Below are 13,373 nucleotides of genomic sequence, written 5' to 3' on the forward strand. Positions count from 1 at the left end.
CCATAAACCCAATTTCTATAAAAAACTTACTTTATCTTTTAGCAAAAGAAGCTTGTTTCCATACAAAATCAATAGCATCATTCTTTTGTACTTTACCTGGAGTACTTCTTCCATTATTAATCTGTTTGATTAATAATTGCTTCAATTCGGTTACTTTTTCAGGATGTTTTTCTGCTAAATTCTCGTGCTCTCCAACATCTGTTTTTAAATTATATAAAATGTTTTCAGGAAGATCTTTGCCCTTTTTATCTGGTCGTCCAACTGCGTTTAAACCAGTATTTGCAGCTACAATTAATTTCCAATCTCCTTTTCTGATGGCAAAAACACCTTCTTTACTGTGATGAATAGTTGCTTCTCTAGTATATCCTTCTTTTTGTAATAACAAAGGCAACATAGTATAACTATCTTCAGCTTCATTGTCTTTTAAGTTATAATCTACAATATCTGCACAAGTAGCCATAAAATCTGTGGTACAAATTGTTGCATCAGAAATAGAGTTTGCTTTAATTTTTTCAGGCCATTTTACAATAAACGGTACACGATGCCCTCCTTCTAAATAACTTCCTTTGTTTCCACTATATATATAACTTGGGTTGTGTCCTTTCGCTTTTAATACTTTATAATTAGCATTTGCGGCGCATCCATTATCACTCGTAAAAATTACAATTGTATTGTCTTCTTCACCACTTTCTTTAATCGCTTTAAATATATTTCCCATTAAATCATCAATCATTAAAACAAAATCTGCATAAGGGTTTATTTTACTTTTTCCTTTCCAAGGAGCAATAGGTAAAATAGGATTGTGTGGTGCTGGTAACGGTAAGTAGATAAAGTAAGGTTTGTCGTCTTTTGCGTTTTCTTTGATATAAGAAACTGTTTTGTCTACAAAAACAGGCAATACTTCTTCATGTTTAAAATCATTTGAAATAGGCCCCTTTATCCAATACGCGTATTTATTCGTTTTTCTCTTTTGTTCAGAAATACCATTTGGCTGCATCACTACTTTATCATTCTCTACATACACAAAAGGAGGCATGTTTAAAGATGCTGCTAATAAATACGAGTAATCGAAACCTAAATCTAAAGCTCCTTTTTTCAATGGTTTCGAATAATCTAATTGATTTATTGGATACTTGTCTTTCACACTTGAGTAATGTTCTAATTCCTGACTGCTATCTTTCAGTGTCCAATTTAACCCCATGTGCCATTTACCTATATTTGCCGTATTATAGCCATTTTGTTGTAACAAATCTGCTACGGTAAAACGTTCATCTTTTATCAACATTGGAGAAGTTCCCCATGTAACAAATTGTTTTAATGGAGTTCTCCAATTATACCTTCCCGTAATAATACCATATCTAGTTGGTGTACAAACAGAAGATGACGTATGTGCATCTGTAAACCGCATACCTTCTGCAGCTAAATTGTCTAAATGCGGCGTATTAATTTTGCCCTTTTCATTGTAAACACTTAAATCTCCAATACCTAAATCATCTGCTAATATGTAAATAATGTTTGGTTTTTTTTGTTGAGATTTTTTTTGACCACTTACTGAATAAATTAAGAATAACGAGATGACAACTAATAGTTTTTGTTTCATTTTTTAAATACATTTAAAGAGCAATGGAATAATTTTTTTGAATACTTATAACTTTTTTTTGCTCTTGAATAAGAATTTATTTTTTTGATTACAAATTTGAACTAATACATCTTAACAACCTTGCTCATAACAACTATTAACTTGCTAAAAACTATCATATTTGAATTCTTATAATCTTCAACAGGCTTTTTTACAGCATAATAAAGAAAATCTTAAAAAAAATTAAACTATTTTTTAATGATTCCCATCTTGCTTATATCAAGAGGTTCAATACCGAGTTTTAATGCTGGACTTCCTTCTTTAAACCCAAAATTTCCATTTTCTATATCGATAAACATCGGGTCCCCAAACAAACTTTTTTTCTCTTTATTTATAGCTTGCATTCTAGCTAAATGCGCATCCATCCAATTGGAATTTACAGGATTGAAATATAAATTCCCGTCCATTTCTGTTTGAGATAAATTTGGAAGATTTGTTACTTGATCCTTTTTCGGTCTTTCTGCATAGGCATTTCCTCCTGTTGGATGAGAAACAATAATATTGTGATATACTTTTGATCCTGTTACAGGAACCCATTCAAAACTGATATAACCAAACCTTGGTGCAACTCTTGGTGCTACAATTACATTGTTGATAATATCATTGACTCCTTTAGATGCAATACCTGCACTAAAAGCGTAATTATTATAAAGTACATTTCCTAAAATCAAGGTTTCATGTTGATCATCATCACATCGAATAGGTGCCGGCATTGAATGCTCTAAATTGTCGTGTAAATAATTATAGCGAACGATATTGCCTGTTCCGGCGCCAGAAACATAAATACAGTTACCATCAGACAATAATTGTACCGCATTTGTAATTTCATTATATTCTATAATATTATGACGTGAATGATTGTATTTTTCACGAACCTTCCAGTTTTCGTAGGTCTCTTTTGTGTTTTTTTTAACCTCATCAGGAATTTCATGATGTCTGACTGTTCTTCCTCCTTCACCATTTATTCTTCTATCTGGTTCTACACGATTGGTAATCAAAATTCCGGCATACCCACTATGGTGTATATAATTATTAGCAATGCGATTGTAACCACTTTGCCACGCCCATATTCCTGGAGAATGCCAGGTGATTTCACTAAAGTGATGAATGTGATTATTGATAATTTTATTATGATGGTTTACATCTTTGGTACCAGGTCCATAACCTGCTAATAAAATTCCTGCTTCACCTAAATGCGCAAATTCACAATTTTTCACTTTATTTTTTTGTGCATGCAAATCAAATCGAACACCTGAACCACCAGAATTTACAAACTTACAGTTGATGATTTCACAATCTTCTGCACCTCTAAAACGTAATGCTGCTGTAGGTCTATCAAACATATCCCAATCATGTTGCATACCCCAACCTAATTGATCTTCATTACTTGTCCATGCTCTTCGATCTGCATGAGAAAATGTAATTCCAGAAAATGAAATGCCTTTTACAGGTTTGTCTTCAGATCCTTCATAATCTATATGTCCCGCTACACGAATCAATTCACTTGTTGTTGGGGCCAAAATTCCTTTAGGAGAACCATCTTCCGCTTTATTAACTGGCCATAAATAGATTTTTCGAGTTTTGGAATTTACTACCCATTCACCTGGTTTATCCAAAGCTTCAAGCGTATTTTCAATCCAAGCAGAATTGCCATCTTTTTTATGTACCCAATGTGCTAATTCGCCCATTGCATAAGTTGAAGATACTTTGGTAGTTGCCATCATATTTTCCTCATCTACCGATTCTAATGGAAGCATATTAATCATCCAAGCACGACTTGGTCTTATATTTAGCTCAACATCAGCAAAATTTTCCCAATTTTTTATTTTTCCCTTCGGGAAGTAAACCGTTCTTTTATCACCCATTTTAGTAGGTATAAAACCTGCTGCTCTGGCACGATTTAAACGTCCTTTTTTATCATAAAGCGTGTAAAACTTATCTAAACCTTCTGGAATATCTGCTACCCAAACTTTACCCATAGCTACTTCTGGTAATTCTGAATGCGATTGTAATAATTGCCAACCATTTACAGGTTTTCCTGCACTTATTATGGGTTCTTCATTGGGATAAGCGGCAAAAGTCAAATACGCTTTTGTTGATTCTTCATCTGCAACTTTATCTAAAGAAGTGGTTATTCCATCATCAATACCTAGAACAAGTGTTTTTTTCAAATAATGACGACCTTCTCGAAGATAAATAGTCATTGGTTCTGTATTGCCTAATTGTCGTAAGTCTCTAACCTTTTCTACCGCCGCAGGAATTGTAGCCAACGGTTTAGAAACACTACCTTCTGCAGAATCATCACCTGTAATAGAAACATAAATTTCATTTTTATGCTGCTGGTTGTTACAACCAGAAACAGTAAATAAAACCACAACAAAAACAGAAACTATGCTACGAAATTTTAAGTAATTGTAAAACGTTTTCATTCTTGTTTTTATTGGGTTAAATAGTTTCCATTTGTAAGACTTATAAAAAGTCTTAAAGTTTAATTTATTTAAGCTTTAATCGTTTCCCAACTTCTTTTAAAGTTGTAATATCATCAGGAAAAACAGTTCCGTCTGGTAATGGACCAATGTTTAACAATAAGTTCGCATTCATCTTTTTTGTGTGTGCTAACATTTCCATTACTTCATCTGCTGTTTTATGCCCAACATCGTTATCTCTATCATATCCCCAAGCATAAGGCTGCATTGTGTTACAAATTTCTAAAGGCACATCAGATTCTCCTGTAAAATGACGCTCTGGCGCTTTAAAATCTTCTGTTCCTAAAACTCCTTGCTTGTAAGAAACAAGTACTTGAGGTTGAAGTGAATGTATATGATCATACAATTCTTGTATTTTTAATTCCTGTATTTTTTCGGGACTAGAACTAGGTACTGCTCTTCCATCTAACCAGATTCCTGCTATTGGTCCATATTTGGTTAGCAATTCTGTCATCTGATTTTTCATAAAATCTACATACAATTGTAAGTCATGTTCCTCTCCATATTTATACGATTCTTCTCTTGGATTGTAATCTGGTTTTGGGTTTCCTCCCCATTCTTCTCTGTTAGGTGAATGCGCATGTTTCCAATCTCGTCCATGAGAATAGTAAAAAAATAAGCCCAATCCCTTTTTTTGACATTGTGCTGCCAATTCAGCTACCAAATCACGTTTTGCAGCACTATTAGTGCTTTTAAAATCACTAAATTTTGTATCGAACAAACTAAAACCATCATGATGTCTAGTGGTAATGTTGATGTATTTCATACCGGCATCTACAGCTAAATCTGTAATTAAATCCGCATCAAAATTTTCAGCAGTAAATTTATCTGCTAATTTTGCATAGTCATCAGGTCTAACTTTTGCACGCAATTGCACCCATTCTGCAGGTTTAGAATGTATATCTCCCCAATATCCTTCTGTTAAACTAAACAATCCATAATGAATAAACATACCAAATTTAGCTTCTTTAAACCATTGCAAAGCTGCCGCTCTTGGGTTTTCGGCATAAGCATCCTCATATCCTTTTAGATAAGAAGGTACTTCTATCTCCAATTTTCCTTCTTTCTTTTCTTTTGTTTGTTCCTTACAAGCTACAATACTAATAATAGTTATAGCACAAATAAGGGTAATACTTTTATTTTTAATTCTCATATTTTATTTATATTACTATGTTTGAATAACAATTTTATTCCATTATTTTAATTGTTGATACTAATCGAATATCTTCACTAGAAGCTCCTATTTGAATTTTATAATTCCCTGAGTTTACAACATACTTTTGCTGCTTTACATTCCACCATGCCATATCATCTATTGAAAAACTCAACGTAACTTGTTTTGTTTCTCCTTTATAAACCGATACTCTATTAAAAGATTTTAACTGACGAATAGGTTGATAGACTTTAGAATCAAGATTAGAAACGTAGAGTTGTACCACATCATCTCCATCCATTACACCTGTATTTGTAATGTCTATTGTTGCAGTTACTTGTTTACCTTTTTGATTAACCTTTAAGTTTGAATATTGAAAAGAAGTATAACTTAATCCAAATCCAAATGGATAGCTTACATTATCTTTCATGTACATGTATGTACGACCTTTACTGATTTCATAATCTTCAAAATCTGGTAATTTACTTGTATCTGTATAAAATGTAAGTGGTAAATGTCCTGAAGGATTCACTTTTCCTATAATTAATTCAGCTAAAGCATTACCTCCTTCCTGACCAGGAAACCATTGATAAAGAATAGCAGGAACAATTTTACTAAGCTCAGATAATTGTAAAATAGTTCCAGCATTTAAAACAACGACCATATTTGGATAAATAGCCGCTAACTGCTTAATCTCTTTCATTTGATCTTCAGGCATAATAGAATTCATTCTATCATGTCCTTCCTTGGACATTTTCCAAGTAATACCTCCAACATATACAAGTAATTTGTCCTCTGGATTTTTAACGATAACCTTTTTTTCAAGAGGCTCAATCCATTTTAATGAGGCACGAACAAGATCTACTTTCTTATTATAATATTCTACCTTTACATCTATTTCTTTACCTGCTTTTAAAAACACAGCTTTTGACTTAGCTGTATCAGGAGCCATCTTTCCCCAATTATCAATAATAATTTTTCCATCTACCCATACTTTTGCTCCACTAAATGCTGTCATAGAGAAATAATGTAATCCTGTTTTATTAGGAGTTAATTGAGCAGTCCAACGTGTTGAAAATAATGGTTGAGGAATTTCTGGATCTATATGCGCTAAAGGTTTAGGTAAATCAAGATTCACGGTACGTTCAACTCTAACAGTCTTAGCTTTTCCATTGAGTTTTATTCCTGTAAAATACGCTGCTTTTACCCCCTTTACATCAAGTTTTCCAGGCACATTTAAATTTGCTTCAGGAATAATTAACCAATTATCACTACGCTGAACAATAACCTCATACTTATCTCCTGCTATTTCTTTCATTCCCATCAACGGAGTAATAGGAGTACCTGCTGCTGCACCACTATATGCACCAAAAGGAGCATCGTTTAAATACGGTCCTGCCAGAATAATGCTTTCGTAAATATTAGGTTTTGCAGGTAACGTATTATTTTTATTGTGTAGTAATACCGCTCCCTCACGGGCAATTTGTCTCGCTATTTTTAAATGTTTTTCAGAACCAACAACATCAGCAGAAATATTTAGATAAGGATTATCTTTCTCTGAACGTAAAAGGCCTAATTTAATACGAGTTGCTAAACTACGTATTACTGCCTGATCTAAATCTGATTCTTTTAAAATTCCTTGTTCTATCGCTTGTTTTGCCCATCCACTTTCACTATATCCAGAATATAAATCTACCCCAGAGGTAATCATCATCATTGCAGCCTCTGGACCACCTTTAGCATATTTATGTTTTTGAACTAAGTGTTTTGGAACATTTACATCTGTTACAACAGAGCCATTAAATCCCCATTCATCTCTTAAAACATCAGTAAGCAACCACTTATTTGCTGAACAAGGAATACCGTTTAAACCATTATAAGCAGTCATGATAGACTCAACATCCTCACGCTTTATTACTTCTCGATATGCAGGGAAATAATATTCTCGTAATGCTCGCTCAGAAACATTTGGACGCACAGATAAACGATTATGTTCTGTATTATTTACCACAAAATGCTTAATGGTTGCCACAGTTTTTAAATAATCTGGATGATTACCCTGCAGACCATTTACAAATTTGCATGCTAACTCTGTTGTCAAAAACGGATCTTCTCCATAGGTTTCCTCTGTTCGTCCCCAACGTGGATCACGAGCCATGTTAATCACTGGACTCCAAAGTGTTAATCCATGATATATTTTGGCTTTATCTTTTGATGAATCGGCTTGATGAAGTGCACGTGCTTCGTCACTAATAGCGTTTGCCATATCATGAATTAGTTCTGGATTCCAAGTTGATGCCATAGAAAGAGACACTGGAAACTGTGTAGCTTCCCCTCTACGTGCTACGCCATGTAAAGCTTCATTCCACCAGTGATGTCCAGGTATACCTAACCTTTCAATAGGCTTATTACCCATATCAATGAGCTTTATTTTTTCATCCAAAGTCATTTTATTGACTAATTCTGTTGCCTGTAGAGTAGCATTCTTATGTAATGCTATACGGTTCTGAGACTCTACTTTTATTCCTAATAATAGTAAAGCAAAACCAATACATCTAAAAACTACCTTATTCATTTTATTTATCTTTCACAAAAACATATCATTAATAAACAAACTAACAAAAGTTATTAAGGCAACAACCAAATTACTGTTGCTCCTTTATCACTCTCTCGTTTATCAGCTCTAACGGCTGTAACCTTAAATGTCATTTGATCAATCTTATTCAAGTCAGATGCTTTATAAACAAATTCGTTTTCCTTAATTTGAGAAGCTACCAACTCATAGGTAGCTGCATTGCCAACAGCACGATAAAGATTATATGACACAGCATCCTTACTTTTATTCCAAGAAAGTTTAATCTCATCTTCATGAGCAGTATTATCAATTTTTAACTTAGAAGGTGCAATTACAGCAATGTATTCTGGAATCTCTGTTATTACATAATTCTGTCCTACTTCAGTTTTAATAGTGATAAAATCATGATCCTTAGCAACAAATTTTACAGCTTTGCCTTTTGATGTTTTAATAGTTGCTTTGGAAACATTCGGATATCTAAATTCTAAAATTCCTCCTGATTTAGACAACACTTCAAACTTCTTAGCCTGACCTTTAGACCATTCTGCTGAAACTTCAAAATTACCACGGGCCAACAGACCGCTATAACTACCCTCAGACCAATCTTTTGGTAAAGCTGTTAAAGGAGAAATTACATAATCTTGACACTGCAATAGCATTTCAGCTACCCCAGCTGTTGCACCATAATTTGCATCGGCTTGAAATAATTGACCTCCTCTGTGATCATTAAACAAATTATGCATATAGTTTTCACTTAATAATTCTTTGTAATAAGAATATGCTTCTTCACCATCGTGAACTCTTGCCCACATCGCTATTCTTTCAGCACGTGCCCATCCAATATTGGTTTTATGATCACGTTTTATCAAACTAACTTCAGCTGCATCTAACCAAGCTGGTGTTTTATCGGTGATTAATATTCCAGGATACAAACCTAATAACATAGAAGCATGTCTATGGTTAACATCAATAACCTTATTAATTTTAGGATCACCAAAATCATCAAAATATCCCTCTTGACGGAACTCTTTAATTTGTCCAGATTTACCCACCTGAATAGGATCTAATAAAGGAAGTTGTGTTTCAAATGTAGACAACCTAGAATCTGATCTTCCCAAGATTTCTGCACCTTTAATTACATTATGATGGTTCTCATAAAACATTTGTTGGTCAAACGTAGTACCAATTGTGTTTCTTAACTTTTGTTCTGGACTAGAAGAAGGTTTGGCTAATAAAACACCATCAGTTTTTGTTACGAATCTAGACACAAAATTTGCCTGATCATATATTACTGGATATACCTTTTCCTCTAATACATCATTATCACGCGTATAATCATAATAATCCCAAAACAATAACCCAATCCAAGAACCTGTACCAAATCCTGCTATTTTAGATTTACCAGGAACATCATAAGGGCTACTCCAAAATGGACCAGACCAACCATTGTCTCCATTCGCATCTAGCTGAGATTTATTAAACTGCTTAACATATTCTGTGGCATATAAACGTTGACGCGGTTCAAATGCCTTAAAATAATCTGTATAAGACTCAAACAATTCAGATAAGTTTGTAGAAAAAACAGGGGCATACGCCATTTGTACATTTGTATCGTGTAAGTACTTAGAAGACCAAGGTGGTCTTTGATAAACATTCCATATTCCTTGTAAATTAGGCGGAAGTGAACCTTTTCTAGAAGAACAAATCAACATATAACGTCCATATTGAAAAGCAAGTTCTTCAAGATATTTACTTGAGTCTTTGTTCGGATATAGATCTACCAATTTGTTGGTAGGCATGTTTGGTTCAATGCCTCCAAGATCAAAATTTACTCTGTTATAAAGTGCTGTATAATCTGTCTGATGATTTTTTAACAATTCTTCGTATGATTTATCAGCTGCATCTTCCAGATACTTTGTAACCTTGTTATGAGGAGCAGAAAATCCTGCAAGTTTTTGTCCTGCATCTTCAGTCAAAAACACTTTTGAGTCCAACTTATAATTGGTCCCTATCGCAATCAATATTACTGCATTGTCTGCATCTGAAACATCAATAGTACCATTTTTATTGGTTTTTAACTTCCCTCCTTCAGGAATCACTTTAAACTGTCCCTCGTACATAATTTTGTAATATTCCATCATACCAGAAAGGGTAATAATATCTCCCTTTGCAGATACAGAGCCAGATTTACCTTCTCCTAGAAATGGAATGGTAGGACGTAATGTAAATGATAATTTTCCTTTTTTAGAGGCACTCAAACGGATTGCCATCACCTTATCAGGATAACTAGTAAAATACTCTCTTGTGTACTTTACACCATCATTCTCATATTCTACAAATGAAAGTCCTTTGTTTAGGTTTAATTCCTGTTTGTAGTCTTTTATTTTATTATGATTGAAATCAATAAACACTTCAGCAAAGTTATTCAACCCTCTACGTTTTAGACCACGATCTTTTTCACCATTAGCAAATAAACTATTTTCCGTAATTTGTATACGTTCTTTTGAAGTACCTCCAAAAACGTTCACTCCCATATAACCATTTCCCATTGGGATAGAACGATTGACCCAACCTTTATCATTATCTGGAGTAGGCTCATTATACCAAAGTCTTAGCGTTTTATTCTGCTGAGCAAACCCAAAAACAGTAGCACTAAAAATCATTACCATTAACAATTTTTTTGAAAAAAACATTGTATTATTTTTTATCTTCATCTTTTAATTATTTTATTTTTAAATAAACATTTACTATGTAAAAATGTAAAAAACTGAGTTTTTAACATCTTAAATTATTTTTTCTATCTTACAAGTACACTAAAACTTTGAGCATATTAGCCCCTTGAATTTCAAGTTTTTTTTTATAAATTAAAGGTTTACCAAAATTTCTTCACCTTTAAAGTTCACCTTTTCTTCTTTATCTGTCCCAACCAATTCAATTATAAAACTCATTGGCTTCTGTTCAAAATTGATGTAATTTCCTTTACCCTTTTTTAATCTTACTTCCTTATTCGTTTCAGAATATGTAATGATGATTTCAGCGTATTCTCCTTTTTCGTAATCGTAGGATTCATTATCATCCATATACAACACATATTCTGCATCTTTTCCAGGGTATACCTTAATGCGTGTAAGCTCTTTTGTTGGCTGCGTAGTATATTGAACTTTTGGTCCGATAGGCAAAATAGAACCTGCTTTTACAAACATAGGGACTTCGTCTAATGGTGTATTCACTTCAATTTCTCTATGACCAGCTACCTTTTCATCTGTCCAAAAATTAAACCAATCGCCTTCTGGCAAATACACGGATTTAGAGCGTTGTTTATATTCGGTTACAAAAGACACCATAATAGATTCTCCAAAGAAAAGCTGATCTTTAATTCCCCAAGTGTTTTTGTCATTAGGATAATAATAAGCCATTGGGCTCATTAACAATTGACCATCGTTGGTAACTTTCCATGCTTCAGAATAAATATATGGCATGAGCTGGTAACGCACATCAATAAATTTACGAGCTATATCTTCAAACTCTTGTCCATATCTCCAAATCTCAGTTTCCGATTTATACCCATGAATTCTAAAAACGGGACTAAAAGCTCCGAACTGAAACCAACGTGTTAGCAATTCCTTATATTCCGGATTTGTGTATTGATTATCAAACAGCGGATTAAGCCCTTTCTTATCTCTAAAAAAACCACCAATATCGTGCGTCCAATACGGTATTCCAGCCATAGTAAAATTTAATCCTGCAGCAATTTGTTCTCCTAACTGTCTCCAAGTAGCTTCCACATCTCCAGACCACGAAGCAGCGCCATAACGCTGCTGACCAGCATAAGCCGATCGTGTTAAATTAAACACACGTTCATTCGGAAATTCTTTTCGTCGCCCTTCATAGACAGCTCTTGTTACCTCCAATGAATAAGGGTTTTGAACTGTTTCGTAATGTCCCACAGCTGTATTGATATCAAAATTTTTAACGCCTTCTGGCTCTGATCCATCTAACCAAATAGAATTGACTCCAATTTGAAACATCGAATCACTTAAAACTTCATAAAATCTTTCTCTGTTTTTAGGGTCATAAATATCTAAATAAGTGCTTTCTTTTAGTTTAGTAAAACCATACTTTTTCTCTAATTCATTATTCTTTATGGATGGCCATACAGACACCATTAGTTTTAAGTGTAATGCTTTCAACTCATCTACCATTGCTTTTGGATTGGGATATTTAGCTCTGTCCCATTCAGGTCCTTTTGTTTTTTTAGGCCAATAAAACCAATCTTGCACAATGTTATCAAAAGGAATCTTTCTATCTCTCATCTCATTGGCATTCTGCAAAAGCTCTGCTTGATCGTGATAGCGTTCGCGACATTGCCAAAAACCATAGGCACTCTTTGGAAACATATTGGCTTTACCTGTTAAGTTTTGGTATTGATGAATAACTTCCTGAGGATTTTCACCATGAACCAAATAATAATCAATCACATTTCCTTTTGTACTACTAAACACGGTTTTATTAAAATCTGGTTTGTTATAAAGCAATCGTCCGGCAATGGAAGCACCTTTATTTAAAAATTTAACGTTATATGTTTTACCTGCTTCAAGATGTTTTTTAGCTGAATATCTCCTTGGTACCCATACGCTATGGTAATCGATAATGGTATCATTATCTAAAGAAAGCATAATTTCACCTCTTGGACGTCCTTCATAATCACTTATGGCTAAAAAGGTGTATTCTCCTGATTGAGTTGGCGTAAAAGAAGCTTCTCTAATATCTTTTTTTGTTTGATCTGCTTTAAGGTAAGTCGCCACATCTTCTTTTTCCTCAACGTCTGTTTGTTCACCTTCACTCTTTTTCTTTACAACATCACCTTCAGTGGTAAAAAATATTTCGTCTTGTGGCAGATTGAAATCCGTTAGACTATAATTATGCCAGTAAATACCATAACCTTTGGTAGAAACTACAAAAGGAATTGCGATTTCTTGATTGAACTGCTGTAAACGAATTGGTACATTTTTCCAATTCATAATTCCACTTTGGAATTGACCAAGACCGTAAAGTGCCTCATCACCAGCAATAAAAGCCTGCGAAACCGTGTTCTCATTTAAAGTATCAGGTTTGATGTAACTTAATTCGTTTGTTTCAGTTACTAAGTTTTCTCCACCTAAATTTGAGTATTCAAGAGTCCCATCACTTTTAAATTTCACTTCTAATTTATCCGTACTTATGGAAACGTAATTTTTAGTTTCTTTTAATTTCCAATCCACATTTTGTGGTTCTAAAACAGTCACATAATCAGGAAGATCAGATACTTTTTGTCCCAACAACTGTTTTTGAACATGAATGATAGCATGATCGATAATTTCAATTTGAATACGCGTACTATCTTGATGAATAGTTACTGAGTTTGTGTTTTTATCAACTTTGTATTTGAAATTGCTGGTGCATCCTGCAAGACCTATGAGCAAGACCAATAAACAATTTAATAAGGGTGATTTAAGATTCTTCATACTAATCGATTTATTA

6 protein-coding genes are annotated in these 13,373 nt (G+C 33.7%); all 6 read right to left on the minus strand.

The annotated features are described in order from the left end of the window. Window positions 1-31 precede the first annotated feature (31 nt). Entirely contained in the window at window positions 32-1,600 is a 1,569-nt protein-coding gene (locus ACSHW5_RS08205) for a sulfatase family protein (protein WP_435675637.1), read from the minus strand. A gap of 227 nt (window positions 1,601-1,827) precedes the next feature. Further along, window positions 1,828-4,068 carry a right-handed parallel beta-helix repeat-containing protein gene (locus ACSHW5_RS08210; protein ID WP_435675638.1) on the minus strand — a complete coding sequence of 747 codons (2,241 nt, stop codon included), beginning with the start codon at window positions 4,066-4,068 and terminating at the stop codon, window positions 1,828-1,830. Between the two features lie 64 nt (window positions 4,069-4,132). After that, the gene (locus tag ACSHW5_RS08215) at window positions 4,133-5,278 is read right to left on the minus strand and encodes an alpha-L-fucosidase (RefSeq protein ID WP_435675639.1); all 1,146 of its coding nucleotides are present in this window, start codon (window positions 5,276-5,278) and stop codon (window positions 4,133-4,135) included. 34 nt (window positions 5,279-5,312) lie between these two features. Continuing rightward, window positions 5,313-7,853, minus strand: a complete 2,541-nt coding sequence (locus ACSHW5_RS08220; RefSeq protein WP_435675640.1) for a glycoside hydrolase family 3 N-terminal domain-containing protein — start codon at window positions 7,851-7,853, stop codon at window positions 5,313-5,315. Between the two features lie 53 nt (window positions 7,854-7,906). After that, window positions 7,907-10,546 carry a glycosyl hydrolase family 95 catalytic domain-containing protein gene (locus ACSHW5_RS08225; RefSeq protein ID WP_435675641.1) on the minus strand — a complete coding sequence of 880 codons (2,640 nt, stop codon included), beginning with the start codon at window positions 10,544-10,546 and terminating at the stop codon, window positions 7,907-7,909. Between the two features lie 171 nt (window positions 10,547-10,717). Continuing rightward, on the minus strand, window positions 10,718-13,315 hold the full coding sequence (locus ACSHW5_RS08230) for a TIM-barrel domain-containing protein (protein ID WP_435675642.1): 2,598 nt from the start codon (window positions 13,313-13,315) through the stop codon (window positions 10,718-10,720). Window positions 13,316-13,373: the final 58 nt, after the last annotated feature.

This window comes from Polaribacter sp., from assembly GCF_051251875.1.
Taxonomy (GTDB): Bacteria; Bacteroidota; Bacteroidia; order Flavobacteriales; family Flavobacteriaceae; genus Polaribacter.